Consider the following 24,289-nt stretch of genomic DNA (forward strand, 5'->3'; position numbering starts at 1 on the left):
TCAATTTTGATGAGTAATAGCTTCGGAAAAATCTTTACAATTACAACCTACGGTGAGTCACATGGGCTAGGCATCGGGGTAATTATCGATGGTTGCCCCGCAGGTGTTACCATTGATGAGGAAGCTATTCGAATAGATATGCAAAGGCGTAAGCCAGGTCAGTCTAAAATTACTACACAAAGAAAAGAAGAGGACGAAGTTGAAATTCTTTCAGGAGTTTTTGAAGGGGAAACAACAGGTACGCCAATTGCGCTCAGTATCCGAAATAAGGATCAGAAAAGTAAGGATTATAGTCATATCAAGGATACCTATCGTCCTTCTCATGCCGATTTTACTTATGATGCGAAATACGGAGTACGCGACTACAGAGGAGGCGGAAGGAGTTCAGCGCGTGAAACCGCTGCAAGAGTTGCTGCCGGAGCAATAGCCAAATCTTTACTCTCTTCGTTGAATATTGACGTTCGTGCATATGTTTCTAAAGTTGGTAAAATAGGACTTGAAAAAGGTCATCATCAACTTAATCTGTCAAAGGCAGAAGAAAATATAGTTCGCTGTCCGGATGAACAGATGGCAGAACGGATGATCAGCCACATTGATGAAGTCCGTAAAAGCCGTGATACCGTAGGTGGTATAGTGAGTTGTGTAATAAAAGGAGTGCCGGCAGGATTAGGTGAACCCGTTTTTGATAAATTACATGCTGTACTAGGGCAGGCTATGTTAAGCATTAATGCTGTAAAAGGCTTCGAGTATGGCAGTGGCTTTGATGGTGTTGAAATGTATGGTTCAGAACATAACGACATCATAGAAAAGCAAGGAGAAAAAGTATCAACCAAAACCAATTACTCTGGTGGAATACAAGGGGGGATTTCCAATGGAGAAGATATTTATTTTAATGTGGCATTTAAACCAGTTGCCACAATCATGAACGATCAGGAAAGTATTGATAAAGAAGGCAATAAAGTAACAGTGAGTGGTAAAGGTAGACACGACCCTTGTGTTGTACCACGTGCAGTGCCAATAGTGGAAGCAATGGCTGCTATTACTATTGCGGATTTTATCCTTCAGAAGAAAACTAACAGAATTTAATGAAGAAATTACCTTTACACATTAAAATTATTATTGGTCTGGCCTTGGGTATCATTTGGGCCTTTGTTTCAAGTTATTTAGGCTGGAATCAGTTTACTATTGATTGGATTGACCCTTTCGGGAAGATCTTCATCAGAATATTAAAGGCAATTGCTGTACCACTTGTACTGCTCTCTATCATTAGTGGAGTATCAAGCCTTACTGATATTAATAGATTAGGGAAGTTGGGTTTGAAGACTATTTCATTTTACCTGGCATCAACAATTTTAGCTGTAGGAATTGGATTGGCAATAGTGAACTTGGTTCAACCTGGTAAGTTTGTTAATGAAGACCAGCGTGTTAAGAATAGAATAAAATATGAGCTTTGGGTAAAAAATAATCCTGATGTTCCTAAACCAAAAGATGGCCGTTCTTTCCTTACTGATGCCAAGTTTGACGACAAAGTAAGTAGTGCTATCTCTGATCAGGTGATGGACTCTTTAAGAGCTGCTGCCATACAGACCGATTCAAAAGTGAGCAAACTTTCTGAATCAGCTGATGAAACTTCTAGCAAAGGACCACTTCAATTCTTTGTTGATATGGTGCCTGAAAACGTTTTCGGTGCTTTCGGAAGCAACAGTAATATGCTACAAGTTATAGCCTTTGCACTCTTCTTTGGTATCTGTTTGGCTATGTTGCCAAATGACAAAGTAGGTGGTGTAATCAGCTTTGTAAATGGAGCCAATGAGGTGATTCTAAAAATGGTAGATATTACCATGAAGGCAGCTCCATTCTTTGTGTTTGCCTTGTTATCCGGTGTGATTGCCAAGATGGCTGACACTCCAGCCGAGGTATTACAGATATTCAAAGGATTAGGGAGTTACTCAGTAACACTTTTGGGAGGATTACTTTTTATGATATTCGTACTTTACCCAGTCATCACAAGTTTAATCATCAAAAAACTGAGCTATAAAGAATTCTTTAAGAGAATGTCTCCGGCTCAATTTTTAGCATTTTCTACTTCTAGTAGTGCGGCTACACTTCCTGTTACAATGGAATGTGTGGAAGAGAATATGGGTGTTTCTAAAAAGATATCATCTTTTGTTTTACCTGTTGGTGCTACTGTTAATATGGATGGTACCAGTATGTATCAGGCTGTAGCCGTTGTATTCTTGGCCCAGTTACATATGGTTGATTTAACCTTAGGGCAACAATTAACTATCGTGTTAACTGCAACTTTAGCTTCTATAGGTTCAGCGGCAGTACCAAGCGCAGGATTAGTAATGATGATTATTGTATTGAACTCTGTTGGTTTGAACCCTGCTTGGGTAGCAATTATCTTTCCTGTTGATAGAATTTTAGATATGTTTAGAACTGTGGTGAACGTTACAGGCGATGCAACTGTTTCTACTTTAATTGCTAAGTCAGAAGGTGAACTTAATGTGCCGGATGACGTTCCAGCTAACAAATAAAAACTGATAAAAAAGAAAAAGATGAGTACACAGACCAAACAACCTGTTACCATATATATGGAGGCAAACCCTAACCCAAACTCTTTGAAGTTTGCCACCAATCAAATGCTTGTACCAGAGGGCGATTCTTTTGATTTTCCTGCTCAGGAGGATACCAAAAAAGCTCCTCTAGCTAATAAATTGTTTGATTTTCCATTTGTAGACAGGGTTTTTTATATGAGTAACTTTGTAACAGTTACAAAAAAACCAGAATACGAGTGGGTTGAAATTCAGGTTCAAATTAAAGACCTGATCAAAGAATTTTTAGAAGAAGGTAACAGAGTAATAGAGTTTGAAGCCGAGGACTTTATCGAGACTCCTAATACAGGTGAAAATGCTGAAATAGAAGAACAGATAAAGAATATTCTGGAAGAATATATCAAGCCAGCTGTTGAGCAAGATGGTGGTGCTATTTCTTTTCATTCTTATGACAAAGAACCACAAAGAGTTAAATTGCTTTTACAAGGAGCATGTAGCGGATGCCCTTCATCAACTATTACGTTAAAGGCCGGGATTGAGAATCTTTTAAAAAGAATGCTTCCTAATGATGTAAAAGAAGTAGAAGCAGAGGGCGTTTAAAAATATTTTAATATCTTTTGTAAAGGAATACTGAATAAGTGTTCCTTTTTTATTTTCCGTATAAAATTTGATCCATGCCGCAAATCAGACCATTCCACCTCGCTTTTCCAGTGTATGATTTAGATAAAACCAGAAAATTTTATGAAGATATTCTAGATTGTAAAATAGGTAGAACCTCTGATAAATGGATTGACTTCGACTTTTTTGGTCATCAGGTAACGGCTCATTTAACAAAAGATAAAATTCAAGAACCACCAGCCAATGAGGTAGATGGTAAGGCAGTGCCTATTAAGCATTCAGGAGTTATTCTCGAATGGCAACAGTGGCATAAATTTGCCGATAAACTTAGAAGTAATTCTATTGAATTTATTATCAAACCACATATCAGATTCGAAGGACAGGCAGGTGAACAGGCTACAATGTTTTTCCTTGATCCCAGTGGAAACGCACTAGAGTTTAAAGCGTTTAAAGATGATAGCCATATCTTCAGAAAGTAACATTCAGCGATTACTGAGGTTCTAGTAGAAGTAAGTTTAATTCAAAATGGATTTCAAGGAATTACAAAGATTGGTGCGACAGGGCGAGGGAGATACCCTTGAGTTCAAGCGAAAGGTAGCTCATCCTGAAAAGATAATTAGGGAAGCCGTAGCATTTGCCAACACAAAAGGTGGCGATCTGCTCATTGGTGTAGATGATAATGGTAGTATACCTGGGGTTAAGTATGCTGACGAAGAAATTTTCGTCCTCAATAAGGCGCTATTCACACTCTGTAAGCCCAAACTCAAATTCTCTTATGATATTATTCCGCTGGATGAAGATGATAATAAAGCCGTAGTACATTATACCATTGAAGAAAGTAGGAAGAAGTTACATTATGCCCTACCAGATAGAGAAGCTGAAAAAGGTATAGCTTATGTACGCTCAGCTGATAAGAGCATAAAAGCAAGTAGAGAGGTTCGAAGAATTATCAAACTATCACAGCGGAAGAGTAACAGAGCTTTTAGTATAGAAGATAAAGAGAAAATGCTTTTGGAATATCTCGATCAACACAAGCATATTACTTTGTCAGAATTTCAGCAGCTTTCCAAACTTAATAGATTCAAGGCATCTCAAATACTGATTACACTTACCCTTTCAGGAATCATTGAAGTTCAACCTTCAGATAAAGAGGATATTTATAGCCTGTCTTCATCTTCTTACTAGTTTAAGAATTGATTCAAAAGTTTGTCCAATAATGAACCCTTTTTGAAAATTTTGTTCATTTTTTAAAATTATTATGTTCGTTTATGAACATAATTCAGTAGTTTACACCTTCCAAATAAGTTTAAAGGCTGTTTTAACGCTTTGGCACAGATATCGCCTTCAAATAGTCAAATATTAATTATTCACTAAAAACTATAAAAAATGGAAGCAAGTAAAGTAGATATGTTCATCATGAATAACGGTAAGTATTTTGAATCATACCAATTACCGCAAATCAGAGAGAAATTGATGAACATGCCTGACGATAAATGGTCGAGCCTTCAATTTCTGCAATTTAAAGACCCAACAATGATCTTAATTATTTCAATAGTTATTGGCTCATTAGGCATTGATAGGTTTATGATAGGCGATACTACATTAGGGATTATTAAGTTAATAACTTGTGGTGGATTGGGTATCTGGACGATTGTAGACTGGTTCCTAATAATGGGTGCTACAAAGGAAAAGAATACTGAGAATCTAGCTAGAGTGCTAGTGTAACATATTAAATGAAACAGAAGCGCTTTTATATTATAATTCTTAGCTTATTAGTGGTTGGAGTTGCCTGGTTTAGTTATAATCTAATGGATGCCAATCAAGTGAAAGGTCCCACCATCTGTTTGTTTAAGAATGTAAGTAGTCTTCCTTGTCCGGCATGCGGTTCTACAAGAAGCGCTATGCTGATTACTCAGGGCGAACTGAAAAAAGCTGCACTTCAAAACCCATTAGGGTTTTTATTAGTGTTAGGGTTATTCAGTTTACCCATCTGGTTGCTGCATGATTTGATTACTAGAAGAGCTTCTCTGTTTCAATTTTCACAAAGTATTAATGAAGTACTTAAGAAACCTCAATATTCATATCCATTAATAATATTGATATTGATCAACTGGTGCTGGAATATTTTTAAAGGCTTATGATTACGACAACTACATTTCGTTACGACATTCATGATAGCGAAGCAGAAAGAGCTTCTAACAGCTATCTGATGTCATTGATAGCAATTGTTGCAGGCTTGCCAATACCTATAATTAATCTATTGGCCACGCTTATTTTTTATTTAGCAAACAGAAAATCAACAGAGTTTGTCAGGTGGCATTGTACTCAGGCATTATATTCACAGCTGTCATTGTTTATTGTGAATTCAATTGGATTCTGGTGGACAATATCAATCATAACTGACGGTATACAGCTTTCTAATTATTACATAGCCTACATCATTATGATATTCCTTTTCAACTTTACTGAATTGCTGGCTACTATGTATACAGCCAGTAAAATCAGAAAACATAAACATATTAAGTGGTGGTTTTACTCTGATATAACTGATTTATCAATAAAAGGCTAATTATGAAAGTATTAGGGAAAGGATTGTTATTGGTTTTAATCTTTGTGGGTGGATGGCTCTTATTAAGTCAAATCAACTTTAGAGAATGGTGGGGCATCGATAAAGCAAGTGAAAAGTCAGAGGAGCGTATCAGCGAGTTTATTAAGGAAAATCTGGAGCGCACCGAAGATATTATTAAAGATAAGAAGGTAACCCAAAAGCTGGATAGCCTGCTGGAGAGAATAACCGATAGGAATAATCTCAACAGAAACGAGATCAAGCTAATTATTCTCAACAAGCCGGAAGTTAATGCTTTTGCTTTGCCAACAGATTATTTAGTAGTAAACAGTGGTTTGATTCAAGCGTGTGAATCTCCTGAGGCTTTGAGTGGTGTGTTGGCGCATGAATTAGGACATATTCAGCTGAATCACGTAAGAAAGAAGCTAATAAAGGAATTAGGTTTGGCAGTATTAATTTCTTCAACCTCTGGCGGAGGTGGAGAAGTTGTAAGACAAGTGACTCAAACACTTTCCTCTACGGCCTATGACCGTTCTTTGGAGGAAGAAGCAGATGAAAAAGCTGTCTCATATCTCCTCGAAGCCAATATTGATCCGGAACCGCTGGCAGAGTTCTTTTATCTATTATCGATGAAAGAACCTGATTTTATGTCTGATTTGGCTTGGTTGAGCACTCACCCGACCAGTGAAGATAGGGCTAAAGAAATAATGGGATTAATCAGCTCCGCTGATAAAGCTAGCTTTACAGAAGCTTTAAGTGAAAGCAGTTGGAAAGAATTGCAACAGTTGCTTTCCGATAAGGAAACTGACAACTATTGAAATTGTAAATAGATCGAGACCGCATTAGTAGTTAACTGCTGTACAGGTCTGCTGTAAGAGTTTTCAGTACTAAAAAGTGCGTTGGTAACTCCTCTAGAAAATCTGATTTCAGGTGAAAATTTGAAGAATTCGTAATAGATATCGAAACCTAATCCAAATTCTAACGCCAGGTTGAAGGTATTTAATAAAAGAATATCTTCATTTACCTCATCAGGTCTTTTTCCACTCACTTCATACGATGGCTTTACACCCCCAATAATATAGGCTCGAAAATTACCTCTTCGCTGAGATTTATACTTCATCATAAGCGGTAATTCGGCATAGAAAGCCTCTTTTTTGCCCTGTACTAAAATAGTTTGGGCATTATCATAAATATTGTAGTTCAGTGTGTATTGATAAAGTCCAACACCGGGTAAAACTCTAAAGTCCAGGTATTGAGCAGCTCTTAAGTTGAGTATAAACCCTACTGTAAAACCAGGAGAACTTTGTGGTACAATAGAATGTAAAGAATCGAATTCATTACTAAGATAAACATCATCATACTTTAGCTTCATACTGGCTGAGTGTCCACCAAGATAGAAACCATAATGTATTAACTCACTATCGTAATTTGGTAAATTCTCTTTCTCATATCTTCTTTGAGAAAGCGCCTGAAAAGGTAGGGTAAATAGTAAGCCTAAAAGGATTACTTTATACCCGTGTATATTGAGCTGATGCCTAAGGTTAATGGTTTGCATTGCGTTTTATTAAAGCCAACCCTATCCAAAATATCAGTGAACATTTTGCCATCGGGGAATGACTTTACTGATTCAGGAAGATAGGTATAAGCAGCTTTATCTTTTGAAATAAGTTTACCTACAGTTGGTAAGATATTTTTAAAATAGAAATTATACAATTGTTTGAAAGGAAAGCTTTTCGGTTTAGAAAATTCTAAAACTACTACTTTGCCTCCGGGTCTTAACACTCTGAACATTTCAGTTAGCCCCTTTTCCAAATTTTCAAAATTTCTTACTCCAAAGGCAACGATGATAGCATCGAACATATTGTCATCAAAAGGTAGGTTCTCTGAATCCCCTGATTTTAATGTGATTCTATCATCAAGCTTTCTTTTCTTAAGTTTTTCTCTACCTACAGATAGCATTCCTTCAGATATGTCAACTCCTACTACCTGCTCAGGATTTAAGCTCAATGACTCAATTGCAAAGTCGCCTGTACCAGTAGCAATATCTAAGATGTTTTTGGGCTTAATTTCCTGTAGTTGTTTAATGGCTTTTTTTCGCCATCTTATATCTATACCTAAACTTAGAAAGTGATTAAGAAAGTCGTACTTAGGACTGATGCTGTCAAACATGTCAGCAACTTGTTGCTTCTTAGCTGTGTCTTTATCTTTATAAGGAAGTACCGTCATGTAAATATTTATAGATAGGTGAGTTTAACAAAGCTTTTGTGAAAATGATTTGTTTTAAAACTCATAAAATTTAAAAAGGCTATTGAAAGCATTAAACCCTTCAATAGCCTTTCGGTATTTTATATGATTAACATGGCATCACCATAAGACAAGAAACGGTATTTCTCTTTTATGGCTACCTGATAAGCTTTCATTACGTTTTCATAACCACCAAAAGCGCAAGCCATCATCAACAAAGTTGACTCAGGCATATGGAAGTTAGTAATCAAGGCATTACAGATTTTAAACTCGTAAGGAGGGAAGATAAATCTGTCCGTCCAACCATCATTTGCCTTCAATCTGTTGCTTGCATTTACTGATGATTCTAAAGACCTCATTGAAGTAGTACCTACGGCACAAACTCTTTTCTTAGAGTCAAGTGCATCATTAACAAGCTTTGCAGTTTCAGTTGGTACTTTAAAGTTTTCGGAATCCATCTTATGTTTAGTAAGATCTTCAACGTCAACTGGTCTGAAAGTACCAAGGCCAATATGTAAAGTAATAGGAGTTGTATCTACACCTTTAAGCTCCATTCTTTTCAGAATTTGCTTGGTAAAGTGCATACCTGCTGTAGGAGCAGCAACTGCACCAACTTCTTCGGCATAAATAGTTTGGAAACGCTCTCTATCACTTTCTTCAACCGGTCTTTTGATATATTTAGGTAATGGTGTTTCACCTAAACTATCAACCAGTTTATAAAAGTCTTCATCTTCTCCATCATAAAGGAAACGGATGGTTCTACCTCTTGAGGTAGTGTTATCAATTACTTCAGCAACCAATTCACCATCACCAAAATAAAGCTTATTTCCGACTCTGATTTTTCTGGCAGGATCAACCAAAACATCCCAAAGGTGCATTTCTTTGTTAAGCTCTCTTAGCAAGAAAACTTCAATTTGAGCACCCGTTTTCTCCTTATTCCCGTATAAACGAGCAGGGAAAACTTTGGTGTTATTGGTAACAAGCACATCGCCTTCATCAAAATAGTCCACAATATCTTTAAAAGTCTTGTGTTCTATTTCACCAGTGTCTTTGTGAAGCACCAATAATCTTGATTGGTCTCTGTCATCAGTAGGATTTTGTGCTACTAATTTTAGGGGTAAATCGAATTTAAATTCAGATAATTTCATACTTAATATTACGGTATTAAGATGTTACATTAAAAATTAAGAGGGCAAAGTTAACAATAGTTTTTGATAAACTCGTAGCTTTATATTTTAATATTATAGTATGATATACATACATCTACTTCTTGAAAGCTTTCGTTTCGCACTCTCGGCATTACGAGCTAATTTAATGAGAACCATATTGTCCCTTTTGGGTGTAACAGTAGGTATTTTCTCTATTATTTTGGTATTTACACTTGTAGATTCTCTTGAGAAAAATATTAAGAGCAGCTTTAATTTTTTGGGTGATGATGTAGTAAGGATTGAGAAATTCCCATGGATTTTCGGTGAAAGCTACCCTTGGTGGAAATACATCAACAGGCCAAAGGCTGATTACAGCGAGTATAAGTTTCTTGCTGATAATACAAATCAGGCTAAGAGTATTACCATTTTTGCTGAACGCTTCGGTACGCTAATTAAGCATGAAAATAATAGTTTAAACGGGGCAATAGTTTCCGGAGTAGCTTATTCTCACAAAGATGTATTTGAAATACCTGTTGATGACGGTAGATACTTTAGTCCTCAAGAGGTTGAGAAAGGTTCAAATGTAGCAATCATTGGTTATGAAGTGGCGCAAACTTTATTTCCTAATACTATAGCAATAGGTAAAGAGGTTAAACTCAGAGGACTAAAATTCAGAGTGATTGGTGTAATGGAGAAAAAAGGAGCAAGTGTTTTGGATGCTCCTAGTGCAGATGATTACGTTTATGTACCCTATAAAACTTTTTTTAAAATGTATTCAGGTAGAGGCGTTTTTGGTGTGGAATCAATAATTGCTGCCAAAGGCTTTGAGGATGATGAGGGATTGAAGGAATTGGAAGGCGAGTTAACTGGTCTCTTAAGACAAAAAAGAGGTTTACGCCCTAAAGAAGATAAAAATTTTGCTATAAATAGACCCGAAGCCTTAGGTGAAATTATTGGTGGTTTATTCGATGTGGTAACATTGGCTGGCTGGGTTATTGGCAGCTTCTCAATTTTGGTAGGAGGTTTCGGAATAGCAAATATTATGTTTGTTTCGGTGAAAGAGCGTACTAATATTATTGGTATCCAGAAATCGTTAGGTGCCAAAAGGTTTTTTATTCTTTTCCAGTTTTTATTCGAGGCGGTTTTCTTATCCTTATTAGGAGGCCTGTTCGGCTTGTTGTTGGTTTATTTAATAAGCTTTATTTCTTTGGGTAGTCTCGATTTAACACTTTCATTCGGAAATATATTCTTGGGGGTTTCGGTATCTGTTATTATTGGTACTTTATCAGGAATTTTACCTGCTCTAGGCGCATCACGTTTAGACCCTGTAATAGCTATTAGAGCTTAATATTATTGAAACTTTATGATTAGATCTGTACTTCTATTTCTACTTATTTTATTTCCTTTTCAGGATAGCACACTTAAAAAGCAGAAACTTACTGAATACCTCACTATGGAGGTGTCGACATCATTGAGAGAAATGACCCAACAAGAGTTGTCAGCTAAATTTCTTGGTGCCAAAATTCCTGATGCGGCATTAACAGATGAAGCCAGCGCAATAGAATTGACCATCACAGGTTCCCCCACTTTTTGGCTGGAGAAAGATTTAAATCTTTTGAAGGATTTTTACGATTCTAGCATACCATCCTTATTTAGTGATATCGAATTTTCCAAAAAGAAGATAGTTAATATCAATGAAAGACAATTCGTGGCCTATGAATTTGAAGGGACACCGCAGGTAGATGATAACAATAGAACACCTGAAAAACGCTATACTTACCTGTTATACACCATTTTTAGAAATGGATTAGTCACAATTAGTTTTTCTTGTCCTCCTTACCTAAAAGATGAATGGAAACCTGTAGCACATCAAATGTTTGAATCCATCAAATTAAAGTAAACATAAGATGTCACTCACCGTTTATTCTGATGAGCACTTTATGAAGGAAGCACTGAAGCAGGCGCAAATGGCGTTTGATGAAGGTGAAATTCCGGTAGGTGCTGTCGTTGTTTGTCAAAATAAAATTATAGCCAGAGCTTACAATCAAACAGAACGGTTGAATGACGTTACGGCTCACGCTGAAATGTTAGCAATTACATCCGCAGCAAATTTTCTGGGAGGTAAATACTTACAGGATTGTACGCTTTATGTGACGCTAGAACCGTGTGGAATGTGTGCCGGTGCACTGTACTGGTCGCAACTGACTAAACTAGTTTATGCACAGCATGATCCTAAAAGAGGGTTTAGTAGCATTAATCCCAACATGGTCCATCCGAAAACAGAGATTAATTCGGGTTTAATGGCAGAAAGTAGCAAAAAGCTTCTGGATGATTTTTTTGCCAAACTGCGAAAATAGATTACAGTTTAATTTAATGTTTAACCTATAACTTTTTAACAATTATGGCTTTTGAATTACCAGCATTACCATATGCAAAAGATGCTTTAGAACCACATATTGATGCACAAACTATGGAGATACACCATGACAAGCATCATGCTGGTTATGTAAGCAAGTTAAATGCAGCAATTGAAGGAACTGACATGGATGGTAAGTCTTTAGAAGATTTACTAAAAAATAACTCTGATAATAATGGAGTAAGAAATAACGGTGGTGGTCACTACAATCACTCATTATTTTGGTCAGTTATGAGCCCTAATGGAGGTGGAACACCTTCTGGAGCTTTAGCGGAAGCTATCAACGAAGCTTACGGTTCATTTGATAAATTTAAAGAGGAATTTTCAAATGCTGCAGCTACAAGATTTGGTTCAGGATGGGCATGGTTATGCGTACATTCTGGTGGTAAGGTAGAAGTTTGTTCTTCACCAAATCAGGATAACCCAATTATGCCAAATGTAGGATGTGGAGGCACACCTATTTTAGGTCTTGATGTATGGGAACATGCTTATTACTTAAAATATCAAAATAAAAGACCTGATTACATCTCAGCATTCTTTAATGTTATTAACTGGGATGAAGTATCAAAAAGATACGAAGCAGGTAAATAAAAGATAAATAAATCAATTACCGAAAAGCCACTCTGATATCAAATTAGAGTGGCTTTTTTAGTTAAAACATTCTTCTACCAAGTGCCTGTCTGTTAAACAGTTCAAGATCTATTGAGGCCATAAGTGAGTGAGTACCGTAACCTATCAAGGCACTATTGTAAAGAGGTAATTCAAATGCATATCCAAATTTAAAGTTTTCTTTTACCTTCAGCTGCGTGTTTAACCCAATGGCACTAAAATTTCTGAAAGAAGCTCCAACCCAAAGTACCTCATTTAAGAGAAAAGAAGCATTTAAGTCAAGTGCGTAATTATTGTTATCTACGTACATCAATAAAATGGAAGGCTTGAATTTCACAGCAAATAAATCATCAAAAACATAGCCACTGCTTAAATAGAAATGCCGTCTGTACCTTACACTTTCTGAGTCTCCATCATTAACAGAAACATTAAATACCCTGGGGATGGATAAACCGATATAATAATTACTTCCCATCAACCAGGCACCCATTCCAAAATTGGGTTTGGTTACTTTTTGTGCAGCATTTAAAAGAACTTCATCATCAAAATATTCAAGGTTTAGTTCTTGAAAATTATAGTTGTAATTGATGATTCCACCTTGCAAACCAAAAGAAAAAACTCTGTTTTTGCTAAGGTCAATTTTGTAAGAATAGGCAAGGTTGAATTCTGTATTGTTATTAATTCCGTAGGTGTCATAAATTAGTTGTCCACCAATTCCAACTTTATTTTTGAAGGCAGATGTGCTTACTGACAAAGTGTTTGTGTTGGGCGAACCTTCCACTCCAGCCCATTGGGTTCTGCTGATCGCTGTTGCATTAAACACATCATGCACACCAGTATATGCAGGGTTTATAATGGCTTGATTGAAGAAATACTGATTGTATAGCGGATCAAGCTGGGCATAGCTTAATAAAGGACTTAAAATGAATAGTATTAATAGCTTTCTCATGTTGTGTTATCTTTGAATAAATAGAAATCCCTTTAGTGGTTTGTCTCCATTTCCTTTATCAATTACATAATGGTAATTGCCAGTAAGCAATTCATTACCATTGTCAGCAATGCCAATAAAGACCTTGTCTCGATTATTGTAAGCACTTATTTGCCAAAGTTTATTGCCCCATTTGTTATATATAGTCACTGTATTATTTGGGTACTCATTAATGTTTTCAATATTGAGGAAGTCATGTTTTCCATCTCCATTAGGTGTAATCACATTAAATACATTTATGTCTGTGCCGGAGATTGCTTCTTCTGGTAATTGAGCAAGGGTGTAGTATTGTTGAAGTGCAAGTTGATCGCTTGCGACAAATCCATTATTAAGTGTGCCGGAGTTATCAAATTCTCCTAAATTTTCTATATCTCCATTGGCCTCATCAGTAGCAATAACCACAAGCTTTTCAATATCTGTGAAGTTGTTATTGCCTAAGAGTGGAAGTTCTATATAGGCACCTTCATAATTCTGAAAACTCAATTGCCAATAGCGATTTTGATCAATTGTAGAAAACCTTTGGTCAGTGTTGAATATGCCTGAATCTGAAAAAGCAGTAGCTCTTATTGTTGGGTTATTACCTTCTATTTGTTCTAAACTTACTGGCAAATATTCGGTGTTGCTACCAATTGGAAAGAAGAGCTCCTCTGTGCCGCTTCTTGATAGCGTACCATTTATATATGAAGAGACAGAACCACCAAGAATCTCGGCATTTTGATTGACAATGAGTTTAGAACCATTTTGGGAAATTAAGATACCATCATCAAGAGTTAAACTTTCGGTAATGGTTAAGTCAGCTAAAAAATACTTTGCTCCACCTCCAACTATTCTAAGATTTGTGAATGACTGAGCATTATGATTAACCACCTGATCATTAGTGCTACTTAGAACAAATGTTCCTGAGCCTTCTTCATAGGTATTATTATTTGTCCACGCACCAGAGATAAACATGGAGCCATTGTTTATCACTGTCCCATTATTGGTGAAGTCAGAATTTATAAATAGGGTAGTGCCATCCGTAATACTAATAGTACTATTATTATTGATTATTCCTTGAGCCCATATGGCATTAATCATAAATGAAAACAATATTGTTAACAATGATTTCATAGGTTTCTAGTTAAGTATCCAATCGTTAATAGACCTGCTGACTTCCACCCAGGCACCTACGTTAGTATCATATATAAGGTGAAGTGTTGAATATTGGCTCAATGAGACAGTGAAGTTGTCTAAAATAACAGAATTTGGATTGATAACATTTGCAGCTCCGTTAACCCTAATAGTGATTGCCCCAGCATTTAAGAGAATTACTTCCTGTCCATCATCACCTGGTGAAATCGTTGAAATTATCGCAGGAATACCAGCAGAACCTGTTAATCTAACAATTCTTCTTGTTGGTTTTGCCAGATTGATAGTGCCGGTAACATTAGCAGCTGTGGCTGGGGTTGCAAATGTTCCATTTAGTTCAGTAGAGCCAACAACATCGAGTTTAGCTGAAGGTGAGGCAACACCAATACCCACATTAGCAGCATTGTCAATAGACATGGCTGTTCCTCCACTGTAAAATCTTAAAGCATTACTTTGGTCTTGAAAAATGTAACTTGAAAGTGTGCCATTTAACCAAAAACCGAGATAAGGGCGACCTGTCGCACTGGTTGAGTTTAGATTAAATCCTCCATATGCAGAACCAGAGATTGGCATATCAATGTCAACAAAGGAGGTTGGAGTTAGAAGGCTAGTTCTCCCTATTCCTAAATATGTACCATTATCAAATATTCTTGAAGCAACTTGTGTACTTCCATTTCCTTTTGGGATTACATTAGTTGTATTAAAAATGGAAGTAGTTATAGTTTGAGGTCCCCAGTTGCTACCATCCCAAACAAGTGCCTGCCCTGTTGTGGCTCCACCAGCATTAATTTTTGAAGGTGCCACATCATTTATTTTGGCATTGGTTACGGCACCATTGGCAATTCTTGCGGTTGTAACTCCATTATTAGCTATAGATAGAGGTGAACCTGAAGTTCCATCACCAGTAAGGCTAGTATTAGTTGTTATGGTTGTTAAACCCACATCATCACCATCAACCAAACCTGATGGTATTCCATTTAAGTCGGCAAAATTTCCTGAGAAAACATTGTTGTCAACATATAACTTTGTTGCTGCATCATTATTATTTGATGGCGAAGCCAGATTTGCTATGCTAGCACCACCGGCATCATTTCCGGAAGAAAGTACAGAGCTAAGGTTCTGTATCTCATTAGATGCATCATTATCATTATCGGCAATGCTAAAGGTTACTCCGTCACCCCCTGTTATATTAATGGTTCTGTTTTCTCCGGAATTGGTGACAGACAAATTCTGGTTATCGGTATTAGAGCCAACAAAAGGTGATAGATCAATAGCAGTGGCATTTGGATTGTTAGTAATGGAAAGAGCATTTCCATCGAGTATTAAATCCTGTATCTCATTAATACGATCATTGTCATTGTCTGCTACACTGAATGTAACGCCCGAACCGCCACTGATATCAATGGTTCTTTCATCGTTTATGCTTGTTAATGTTAAATTTTGATTATCTGTATTTGTACCACTAAATGGTGTTAAGTCTATTGAAGTAGCGCCCGGATTATTAGAAATAGATAGGTTGTTTCCGGTTAAAACAAGATCCTGGATTTCGTTAGTTGAGTCCAAATCTCCAAGATTAGAGATGGTGTTGCCTGAAATTGAAATGCCATTTCCTGCGTTAAATTGAGCTTGTGGTGACAAATTAACCCACTGTGTATCTTGCCAATAATAAAATTGTTTTTCAGTCAAATCAAAAACCAACAAACCATTATCACTTGTAGTGAGGTCATCGATAAATGTAGAACTCGTTCTTTGTGTTGTAGACATAGAAGGAATCAATAGCCCCTGATTGTTCCCTGTTGATACAAGATGCAGAACGGCATTCTCATTAGGTGTTTCAGTGCCTATACCTACTGTGTTCTGAGTCCAGCCGAATGATGGAAGCAATAAGGCAATTAGAACTGCAACTACCTTAATACATTTAGATAAGTTTAACTCAAAGTTCATAACAATCAGATCAATGTTAAGAATATAAATATTTGATCATTAAATATGAATAAATAAATATTTAATGTAAATATATAAATATACTTCTGTAATTAGAAATAAAACATGGATTATAATTGACTGACTTATAAATATTTATGAGTACTGTTAGAGTTTACTGGCTTTATGTAGTAGGTACAAAAAAAGCCTTGAACTATTTAGTTCAAGGCTTCATTATTTATGATTAACTAATTACTACTAGAAGAAGTAGTTAATTCCAATGCTTGGAGAGAAAGTGGATAATCCAAAATTGAAAGTATTAGTTTTATCCTCTACATCATTATTCGGGTCAGTATCGTTTTCAGCTCTAAAATTGATCAAATTGAAACCAAAGTCGATGTTTATGTGCTCGCTAGGGAAAAATGCTACACCTACTCCAGCTCCAAAGTTAAAAGTAGTAATATCACCAGTATCTGTTTCAGTAGCACCTACTACCTGCTTTGAATTACCTATACCAATACCAACTGAACCTTGTCCATAAAAATTGATTTGCTCATTGGCCGGCATGTAAACGCGTGCAAATGGAGAAAATGATATTGTTGAAGAAGCGGTATAATCATCATTAGGCTGAGTAGTTCGGCTACTTACATAACCTATACCAGCTCCCACAGCCAGTTTATCACTTACGAAATAACCAACTTTAGGTGTAAATCCTAAGCTGAAAGTGTTTGCTTTTTGTGTTGTAGTAGCTCCATTAGTTACTTCTCCTCCAGAAGTGGTAAATTGAAAACCGCCACCAACGAATAAATCGCCAGAACTTGTTTGTGCTTTAAGACTAAATGCGGCAAGAAAGAATACGCCTGCAAAAATTAATTTCTTCATAATAAATTGTTTTTTGGTACGGGCAGTTTTACGACTCATCGACTCAAGGGTTCAGTTTATCTAATTTTTCAAAAATTTAGAGATGTAAGTTTCACCGGTATTCTCTTCAAACAATTTTATTATGTATAAGCCATCTGGCAATGATTGAACCTCGATTTCATTTGAAGTATTGATACATCCACTCTTTACTTTTTTACCATTGTGGTTAAATATATCATACGTAAGCAGGTTAAAGTAGTGGTTGAAAGTAAGGTAGTTATGTACTGGGTTATTCTTTAATTCAATAGAACTAATTTTTGAATGCTTGTTTGAGGTAATAGTTTCCTGAAATGGCGCAATTTTAAAGTATAGTGATCCAATATCGCCAATTTCAAAGCTTTCAGCTGATGTGATATCTATGGTGAAAAACTTATTAGTGTTAGTTTTTAGTTTGGCTGTATCTAGCATAATATTAAATGAAACTGCACTATCTCCTTCAGCAATGGCCAAAGGAAACCTCGTTCCAGTAACCTCTTCAGAAACTGTAAACTGAGCAGGAAAGAAAACATTAGTGAAGTTGTTTAATCGGATTTCAAAGGTTTGAGTTTTATCCAATTTCCTTTGACTGTATAATTTAACTTCATACTTGCTTTGATCAGTTGAGGCAAAAATTGAGTCTTGAACGAAGCTGATAACAACACTTGTGTCCTGATCAGTGATCGTTGCGTTAAGTGCTAAGCTGTTTACCGTATCACTTTCTGAAATGAAGTAGAGCATCCCCTCAAAAGTACCTTCACTATAGTTTTCAGGTAAATAGTTGACTAGTATTTCTTGTTGAAGAGCGCCTTCCTGATTCGGTACTAATTCTTGAGTAGCTACCATATTTGAGCTTGCAGTACCAGTTTGGAAATTATTTGTAGCGGCTATTTTTAAACGGTTTCTTATACCTGATGCCTGAATATTTAAAGTCTGAGCCTCAGTTTGTTCAGTGTAAAAGATATTTGTACTAAAAGTATTTAACGAGCCTGTAATATTTACTAATGGATTATAAACGGCTACTACCTCACCGCTGAGAGAAACACTGATATTCTCTACTTCGGCTTGAGCTATAGAAATAAAACTATTGATAGTTGCATCTATGTTTTGTGTGGCTTCAAATTTTACAAAAACGGTTGCCTGAACATCTCCGTTACTTTCAGGAGTTATTAGACCAGCGTTTGAGAAGCTATTCTGATCATTAATAGATATTGTATACTCATCAGCCATTGCGCTTAATGAAATATTTTGTGACAAGTCAGACCCTGTAACCTCAAAGCTTTGTATGTCTGTACCTTCTCCAAAATTGACAGCATTGAAATTTAGATTTGTTGTTGATGTAGTGAGTTCAGGATTAAGCTGCTCTATCACAGTTGCATTTAAATCTATATTTATATCGGAAACTTCAGACTGTGTTATATTGAGTGTGCTGTTAATAGTTTCAGCTATATTTTGTACAGGCTCAAATTTAATGAAAATGGTTTCTGAAACATCTCCTGTGTTTTCTGGAGTAATTGTTTTGTTAGACTCAAAATTTGTTTGGCTACCAATAGCAATAGTGAACTCAGCCTCACTTGAGGATAGGTTTACAGTCTCCGTAAGATTCGCACCCGTTAATGAAAAACTTAAGACCTCATTTCCACTACCAAATTCAACATCACTAAAATCTAAAGTAGCAACTGTAGCTTCTAAGACTGGATTTGTCTGTTCAAGAACACCACCACTTAAATTAATGTTAATAATATCAACTTCACTTTGTGTGATTGAAAGCTGACCATTAATGGTTTCTGCGGTATTACTTAATGCAGCAAACTTTACATAGATAGTTGCGGATAGTTCTCCAGTATTATCAGGACTTAAAGTTTTGGAAGTACTAAAATTGGTTTCACTATCTATAGCTATGGTAAATTCAGCATCGCTCGAGCTTATAGTTATATCTTCCGTAAGGTCTTCACCGGTTAATGTGAAGCTTAAGGTTTCACTGTTACTACCAAAAACCTGATCACTAAAACTTAAAGAATTAGCTGAGCTGGTAAGCGAAGGATTCGCACTATTTTCACAAACACCTTCCCAAATACAGCTTACCCATTCAGGATGATCAATAAAAGGATTTCTATTACCTTGAAAGTCATAGACATCATTATTTCTGTCGACCTCTTTCTGACTAACAGGATCGCTGTCATGCCAACTTAAGAGCATTCTTAAAAACCAATCTTCATAAACCTGATCTTCTGAACCATTCAAAACTATATCCGACTCTGTGGAGTTCGTTTCCCAGGCATCAATGTCTGATTCATATCTCGCTGCCATATAAAAATAGATTCTTGCAACATCTCCTTTATATTCATCAGCTGGTTCAAATACTGTCCCAGTATATCCAGAAATTGTATTACTTCCTTTACGAGCTCCATTGGAAGAGATTATACCCCCATCGGTTTCACCATAGGGTAGATTACCTCTTTCTGAATTAATTTTCTTATCGGTTGGAAGTACCATATGAGCATCTGCTCTAGGTGTGCTTGCGGAGTTAAACCAGCTTTGAGGAAATGTATGTTCCCTATTATATTTATCGCATTCAGTTGTTCCACCAGTACCATTGTCTTGATCTGTGCCAAAGGTCAAATTGCAGTTTGAATAGATATCCCAAACAAAACCATCTGATCGAACATCAGCTATTTGGTATAAATCCCACAGTGCGCTGTACCCTCTATCAGTATGTCCATCAATAATGAATGATAATTCAGTTTTTAAAGCATAGCCGGTTTTACCTTCAGCACTTGTGTAATAGCCACTTGGGATTTGACCTAGGAGGATGCCTGATTGTATTAATAAAACGAATAGAAAGAGTTTTGCAGCCAGATGCTTCATACAGTTTTAAAATTTTAGGCTGCAAATATCTTAAAAAAAATAAATGCTAAGTGATTAGCCTATAGAATAATGGACAGCTTTCGCCAAAAAATGATGTATGCTTAACATTGTTTTGTATAATTGTTCTGCTAAAAAATTAAGAATGCATCAGTTTGTTGATTTTTTAAAGAAGCGATTAAAGTCCGATTTGCCAGGGGGAGAAGCTCATCAACGCATGATGGCTCAGCGAATTGGTGGTGATTTCAGAATGAACCACACCAGGCCTCCCAGAAAGGGAGCGGTTATGATTGCCCTTTATGAGGAGGATGGCAAAGTATTTTTTCCGCTTACACAAAGGCCAGATTACGATGGTGTACATGGTGGTCAGGTGAGCTTGCCCGGTGGTAAAATGGAGGAGGAAGATGTTGATTTAGAAACTACCGCTATCCGCGAAACTTTTGAAGAAATAGGAATTCAAATTGAAAGACAAAATGTAATAGGTGCGTTGTCTGATTTGAATATTACGGCTAGTAATTTTATCGTAAAGCCTGTCATCAGTTTTTTGGCTGAAAAGCCGGAATTTAGAAGAGACCCAAGAGAAGTGGCTCAGATATTTACTGCTGAGATAAATCACTTATCTGATGCAAGAACCTTGAAGGAAACAGAGCTAACTGTAGGACCAAATATCAGGCTGAGAGCACCTTATTTTGATATTGAAGAGAAAGTGGTGTGGGGAGCCACCTCTATGATATTGAGTGAATTTGTTAGTTTAATAAATGAGTATAAGAATGGATAAAACACCTTTAATTACCAATGATGCAGTAGTTTTTGGCTTACTGATGCTAATTTTGGCAGCTGTGTTTGTTACTTCAACAAGCGAGAAAACAGGCTGGCAGAAATTTTATAAATACATTCCATCTGTACTTCTTTGTTATTTCATTCCCTCCATATTTAATACACTCGGAATTATTTCAGGAGATGAAAGTCAGTTGTATTTTGTTGCTTCCCGCTACCTACTACCTACGGCCTTGGTATTGCTTACCATTAGTATTGATTTAAAGGGAATAGCCAGTCTTGGTAAAAAGGCTGTTATCATGTTTTTAACCGGAACGGTTGGAATTGTAATTGGCGGACCGCTGGCAATTTTAATCACTTCTGCATTTGCTCCTGAAGTTGTGGGTGGAGTAGGCCCTGATGCTGTATGGAGAGGTATGGCTACAATTGCAGGTAGCTGGATAGGTGGAGGAGCTAATCAGGCCGCAATGTTTGAAACTTTTGGTGCTAGTGAAGATTTATTTACAACCATGATTACGGTAGATGTAATCGTAGCCAATATTTGGATGGCCTTTTTATTATATGGTGCCGGAATTTCCAGTCAACTTGATAAAAGACTAAAGGCAGATGCTTCAGCTATAGATAAGGTCAAACATCAAATAGAGGAATACCAGCTTTCAATCATGAAGATTCCCAAATTACCAGAAGTAATGACAGTATTGGCAATTGGGTTTGGAGCAACTGGTCTTGCTCATTTTGGAGCAGATTTAATTGCACCTTTTATTGCTGAAAAGGCGCCCGGACTTGAAAAGTTCAGTTTAACATCAGGTTTCTTTTGGTTGGTTGTTATTGCTACTACCATTGGTTTACTTTTATCATTCACAAAGGCAAGAAAATTGGAAGGGGTAGGTGCTTCACGGCTGGGTTCTGTAATGATATATATATTGGTGGCTACAATCGGTATGAAAATGGACATAACAGCTATTTTTGATAACCCTGGCTTCTTTTTGGTTGGCTTAATATGGATGAGTATTCACGTAGTCCTGTTATTACTTATTGCAAAAATAATCAGAGCACCTTATTTCTTTGTGGCTGTTGGAAGTCAGGCAAATGTTGGAGGCGCAGCATCTGCACCCATTGTAGCAGGAGCTTTTCATCCTAGTTTGGCACCAGTAGGTGTACTATTAGCTGTGTTAGGTTACGCTTTAGGTACCTATGCAGCTTATTTGTGCGGCATTTTGATGCAGTTTGCTGCTGGCTAAAATAGAGTGCAATTCCAACGTTTTTGTAGTTTACAGAGTCAATCTATGAAACGTAATTTCCATATGAAGAAAATACTTTTCGCTTGCGCTATTTTTTGTCTGCTCATGAGCTGTGATGATACTTATTACGATCTAAGTGATGGAGCTGAAAATTTCACCTTATATGATAAGGGTGATAAATTAAGTTTGATAATCGAACAGGATACATTGGAGATGGAAGTCGATGTGTATCAAAATGAATATGAGGTACCAATGCCTAAGAGTTTTTATGAGTATATTTACTTAGAAGCTCATTTGAGTGATCGGAATGTTGCGGACGAGATTTTTAGTATTGACGTGAGGAATAATTTTAACTCCAATTATACCGAAGAAGCTGAAGTTAGCTATAATTTTCTTTTGAGTAATATTAATGACAGTCTGCCTGATTTCAGCTTTTTAGGAATTGTGGAAGGACAAAATCTATATCAAATTGAAAATGAAGGAAAATTACTCTTGTCTGAAAATGTATTAGATTTTAGTCAGGGAAAGTTTACTTTTAAACAACTGTATAACAGAAATAGAGATGTACAAGAAAGTTTGTTATTTAGCTTTGCCAATAGATTGGAACAACTAAAATATAGAGAGCTAGATACAATGTATTTTATCAATCATTAATTTAGCTCCAATACCTCTCTATAAGTCGAATCTGTTACCGAGTTGCGATTCCAATAGTCCAGCATAATTCTTTTTTTGAGCGTTCCTGTTGTGGTCATCATTTCACCATTTTCAGGATAAGTTTCTTCCCACGAGTTGATTTTATAAGGGGAACTGTTCTGATAGTTGATTTTTACTTTACGCTTTAAATCTGGATACTTTATAATTAGACTGCTATTTTCTCCTTGAATGTCTTTCTCAATACTGGCTTTGTAGGCAGCGGTTTGTTTATGCTTTAGCCTTAAATACATAGTAGAAGGGATCATCTTCATATTACCTGAAGGAATAGCAGAAGGATCCAACCGCAACAAATTCCAAAGCTCATCTTCACTCCATGCTTTAGGCAAGCTAAAGTTTTGATCGCCTTCGCTTTCAAAATAGCTTCGTATCATGGCGTCATAATTATTCGTTCCTTTATTAAACTGCATGAATACGTGTCCGCACCATTCTTGTACAGAAGTGGTGATTTTTACAGCGTGTAAATCATTTTCAGGATACACAGGATTAAAAATGGAGCTCATCATTGAATAAGGATATATACCAGTTTTAAACTTTTTCGTAAAGTTGAGCTTCATCACTTTCTCAGCATCTTCAGGATTAGCCTGCGGATTATCTAACTTCACCTGCTTTTCTTTCGAGAAATCTTCGGTTACGAATACAAGTACCGCATGACCTTCTCTTTTTTGACCATAACGCACTTGCGTTAAATCATAAGAAGTAAGTTCGGCTTTCCCCTGGTACCAGTAATCACCAAATTGCTCACTTAAATTAATCTTAGGTTCAGATTCAGATGCTTGTTGCTGACTGACAGCTTTCTTTTGATTACATGCTTGTAAAGAAATGGCAATTAATAAAAGGGAAGTGATTTTAATATTTTTCATGGTATGTGGTAAATCAAAAATCTATTTAGAAAACGCTGCCAACTAATTATTGTTAACCTTCAATGCTGAAAGCTTCCCTTTACATTGAAGCGGGCAAAAAGCTCTTCCTTATACCAGTTTTCCTGTTTAACTCTTTTGATAATTTCTTTGTGGGTATCTTGATAAGCGTAGTTTTTCATTGCTTCCATATTTTCCCAAATGCTGAAAGTGGCTTGTTCAATCAATGGCCATTCTCCAATACCTTTAGTAAAAACCAGACCTTTTGCTTCCTTTATAGCTTTGCTGGCTTTTGGTACATTACTCCAAAAACGGGGAAGTTTTAATACATTAATTCTGGCCCTGGTGATGATGGCTATTTGGTTTCCATCATATGCTGCATGCTCTTCAAAGGGATTTGCACCATACCAGCTTCCATGTGCACCTAACTCTTCAAGCAGATAGGTTTTAATAGTGTTGCTCTTCCCAACTAATTCTTGAAAGAGCTGATGACTATTAAAGAATTGGTCTTTTGTTGTTTCATCTTTCCATTTGATTAGTAAGGAATAAGTGCTGAAATCTGGTTTTAGACTAAAACCAAATCCGCTGCCGGTACCTAATAATTTAGAAAAGATTACTCCTTCAACTTGCTCAATTTCAGGTGGGAGTAAGCGCATTTGCTTAAAAGCCCACCATTTGTTTTCGGAATAATGAATAAATGAGATTGTGACCATAACTAGGGTCTTTCAACTACAAGCTATCGG

At 36.5% G+C, this 24,289-nt stretch carries 26 protein-coding genes; 16 read left to right on the forward strand and 10 right to left on the reverse strand.

Annotated features, from left to right (window positions below; translation table 11 throughout):
• The first annotated feature begins 9 nt into the window (after positions 1-9).
• From aroC to JKP34_RS05345, 9 genes are all read left to right on the forward strand, one after another.
• The gene (aroC, locus tag JKP34_RS05305) at positions 10-1,086 is read left to right on the forward strand and encodes a chorismate synthase (RefSeq protein ID WP_201918432.1); all 1,077 of its coding nucleotides are present in this window, start codon (positions 10-12) and stop codon (positions 1,084-1,086) included.
• Entirely contained in the window at positions 1,086-2,537 is a 1,452-nt protein-coding gene (locus JKP34_RS05310) for a dicarboxylate/amino acid:cation symporter (RefSeq protein WP_201918434.1), read from the forward strand. Before aroC ends, JKP34_RS05310 begins: the two co-directional genes overlap by 1 nt.
• 21 nt (positions 2,538-2,558) lie before the next feature.
• Positions 2,559-3,155 carry a NifU family protein gene (locus JKP34_RS05315; protein WP_201918436.1) on the forward strand — a complete coding sequence of 199 codons (597 nt, stop codon included), beginning with the start codon at positions 2,559-2,561 and terminating at the stop codon, positions 3,153-3,155.
• A gap of 74 nt (positions 3,156-3,229) precedes the next feature.
• A complete protein-coding gene (locus JKP34_RS05320) occupies positions 3,230-3,652 on the forward strand; it encodes a VOC family protein (RefSeq protein ID WP_201918438.1) in 423 nt (140 codons plus the stop codon).
• A gap of 46 nt (positions 3,653-3,698) precedes the next feature.
• Positions 3,699-4,358, forward strand: coding sequence for an AlbA family DNA-binding domain-containing protein (locus tag JKP34_RS05325; RefSeq protein ID WP_201918440.1), 660 nt, complete (start codon positions 3,699-3,701; stop codon positions 4,356-4,358).
• A gap of 201 nt (positions 4,359-4,559) precedes the next feature.
• Positions 4,560-4,898: a TM2 domain-containing protein gene (locus JKP34_RS05330; RefSeq protein ID WP_201918442.1), complete on the forward strand. Its 339-nt coding sequence runs from the start codon at positions 4,560-4,562 to the stop codon at positions 4,896-4,898.
• 8 nt (positions 4,899-4,906) lie between these two features.
• Positions 4,907-5,314: a DUF2752 domain-containing protein gene (locus tag JKP34_RS05335; RefSeq protein ID WP_201918444.1), complete on the forward strand. Its 408-nt coding sequence runs from the start codon at positions 4,907-4,909 to the stop codon at positions 5,312-5,314.
• Positions 5,311-5,742, forward strand: a complete 432-nt coding sequence (locus JKP34_RS05340) for a DUF4870 domain-containing protein (RefSeq protein ID WP_201918446.1) — start codon at positions 5,311-5,313, stop codon at positions 5,740-5,742. Before JKP34_RS05335 ends, JKP34_RS05340 begins: the two co-directional genes overlap by 4 nt.
• Before the next feature lie 2 nt (positions 5,743-5,744).
• Positions 5,745-6,557, forward strand: coding sequence for a M48 family metallopeptidase (locus JKP34_RS05345; protein ID WP_201918448.1), 813 nt, complete (start codon positions 5,745-5,747; stop codon positions 6,555-6,557).
• On the opposite strand, the gene porT is transcribed toward JKP34_RS05345, so the two are convergent.
• The 3 genes from porT to queA form a co-directional block, all read right to left on the reverse strand.
• Positions 6,551-7,294: a type IX secretion/gliding motility protein PorT/SprT gene (gene porT / locus JKP34_RS05350; RefSeq protein ID WP_201918450.1), complete on the reverse strand. Its 744-nt coding sequence runs from the start codon at positions 7,292-7,294 to the stop codon at positions 6,551-6,553. The genes JKP34_RS05345 and porT overlap by 7 nt on opposite strands.
• Entirely contained in the window at positions 7,243-7,965 is a 723-nt protein-coding gene (gene ubiE, locus JKP34_RS05355) for a bifunctional demethylmenaquinone methyltransferase/2-methoxy-6-polyprenyl-1,4-benzoquinol methylase UbiE (protein WP_201918452.1), read from the reverse strand. Before ubiE ends, porT begins: the two co-directional genes overlap by 52 nt.
• Positions 7,966-8,084: 119 nt before the next feature.
• Positions 8,085-9,131 carry a tRNA preQ1(34) S-adenosylmethionine ribosyltransferase-isomerase QueA gene (queA, locus tag JKP34_RS05360; protein WP_201918454.1) on the reverse strand — a complete coding sequence of 349 codons (1,047 nt, stop codon included), beginning with the start codon at positions 9,129-9,131 and terminating at the stop codon, positions 8,085-8,087.
• 100 nt (positions 9,132-9,231) lie between these two features.
• Here queA and JKP34_RS05365 point away from each other — a divergent pair, with 100 nt between their 5' ends.
• From JKP34_RS05365 to JKP34_RS05380, 4 genes are read left to right on the forward strand one after another with little or no spacing between them, the layout of a single operon-like run.
• Positions 9,232-10,479, forward strand: a complete 1,248-nt coding sequence (locus tag JKP34_RS05365) for an ABC transporter permease (RefSeq protein ID WP_201918456.1) — start codon at positions 9,232-9,234, stop codon at positions 10,477-10,479.
• A 15-nt stretch (positions 10,480-10,494) separates the two neighbouring features.
• Positions 10,495-11,031, forward strand: coding sequence for a hypothetical protein (locus tag JKP34_RS05370; protein ID WP_201918458.1), 537 nt, complete (start codon positions 10,495-10,497; stop codon positions 11,029-11,031).
• A 7-nt stretch (positions 11,032-11,038) separates the two neighbouring features.
• Positions 11,039-11,488, forward strand: coding sequence for a nucleoside deaminase (locus JKP34_RS05375; RefSeq protein WP_201918460.1), 450 nt, complete (start codon positions 11,039-11,041; stop codon positions 11,486-11,488).
• Between the two features lie 44 nt (positions 11,489-11,532).
• The gene (locus JKP34_RS05380) at positions 11,533-12,138 is read left to right on the forward strand and encodes a superoxide dismutase (protein WP_236664896.1); all 606 of its coding nucleotides are present in this window, start codon (positions 11,533-11,535) and stop codon (positions 12,136-12,138) included.
• 61 nt (positions 12,139-12,199) lie between these two features.
• Here JKP34_RS05380 and JKP34_RS05385 read toward each other — a convergent pair whose 3' ends face one another.
• From JKP34_RS05385 to JKP34_RS05405, 5 genes are all read right to left on the reverse strand, one after another.
• Entirely contained in the window at positions 12,200-13,105 is a 906-nt protein-coding gene (locus JKP34_RS05385; RefSeq protein WP_201918462.1) for a PorP/SprF family type IX secretion system membrane protein, read from the reverse strand.
• Positions 13,106-13,111: 6 nt separating this feature from the next.
• Positions 13,112-14,254: a gliding motility-associated C-terminal domain-containing protein gene (locus JKP34_RS05390; protein ID WP_201918464.1), complete on the reverse strand. Its 1,143-nt coding sequence runs from the start codon at positions 14,252-14,254 to the stop codon at positions 13,112-13,114.
• A 6-nt stretch (positions 14,255-14,260) separates the two neighbouring features.
• Entirely contained in the window at positions 14,261-16,216 is a 1,956-nt protein-coding gene (locus JKP34_RS05395; protein WP_201918466.1) for a beta strand repeat-containing protein, read from the reverse strand.
• Between the two features lie 237 nt (positions 16,217-16,453).
• On the reverse strand, positions 16,454-17,077 hold the full coding sequence (locus JKP34_RS05400; RefSeq protein WP_201918468.1) for an outer membrane beta-barrel protein: 624 nt from the start codon (positions 17,075-17,077) through the stop codon (positions 16,454-16,456).
• Positions 17,078-17,137: 60 nt separating this feature from the next.
• A complete protein-coding gene (locus tag JKP34_RS05405) occupies positions 17,138-19,960 on the reverse strand; it encodes an endonuclease (RefSeq protein ID WP_201918470.1) in 2,823 nt (940 codons plus the stop codon).
• A 142-nt stretch (positions 19,961-20,102) separates the two neighbouring features.
• Here JKP34_RS05405 and JKP34_RS05410 point away from each other — a divergent pair, with 142 nt between their 5' ends.
• The 3 genes from JKP34_RS05410 (at position 20,103) to JKP34_RS05420 (ending at position 22,629) form a co-directional block, all read left to right on the forward strand.
• On the forward strand, positions 20,103-20,735 hold the full coding sequence (locus tag JKP34_RS05410; RefSeq protein ID WP_236664897.1) for an NUDIX hydrolase: 633 nt from the start codon (positions 20,103-20,105) through the stop codon (positions 20,733-20,735).
• Entirely contained in the window at positions 20,716-21,975 is a 1,260-nt protein-coding gene (locus tag JKP34_RS05415) for a DUF819 family protein (protein WP_236664898.1), read from the forward strand. Before JKP34_RS05410 ends, JKP34_RS05415 begins: the two co-directional genes overlap by 20 nt.
• A 63-nt stretch (positions 21,976-22,038) precedes the next feature.
• A complete protein-coding gene (locus tag JKP34_RS05420) occupies positions 22,039-22,629 on the forward strand; it encodes a hypothetical protein (protein WP_201918474.1) in 591 nt (196 codons plus the stop codon).
• Here the strand turns inward: JKP34_RS05420 and JKP34_RS05425 are convergent.
• Together JKP34_RS05425 and JKP34_RS05430 are read right to left on the reverse strand one after the other, a co-directional pair.
• Positions 22,626-23,549 carry a hypothetical protein gene (locus JKP34_RS05425; protein WP_201918476.1) on the reverse strand — a complete coding sequence of 308 codons (924 nt, stop codon included), beginning with the start codon at positions 23,547-23,549 and terminating at the stop codon, positions 22,626-22,628. The two genes, JKP34_RS05420 and JKP34_RS05425, sit on opposite strands and share 4 nt — an antisense overlap.
• A gap of 59 nt (positions 23,550-23,608) precedes the next feature.
• Entirely contained in the window at positions 23,609-24,259 is a 651-nt protein-coding gene (locus JKP34_RS05430) for a DUF3291 domain-containing protein (RefSeq protein ID WP_201918478.1), read from the reverse strand.
• Positions 24,260-24,289 lie beyond the last annotated feature (30 nt).

Source organism: Marivirga atlantica (genome assembly GCF_016734805.1).
Lineage (GTDB): Bacteria > Bacteroidota > Bacteroidia > Cytophagales > Cyclobacteriaceae > Marivirga > Marivirga atlantica.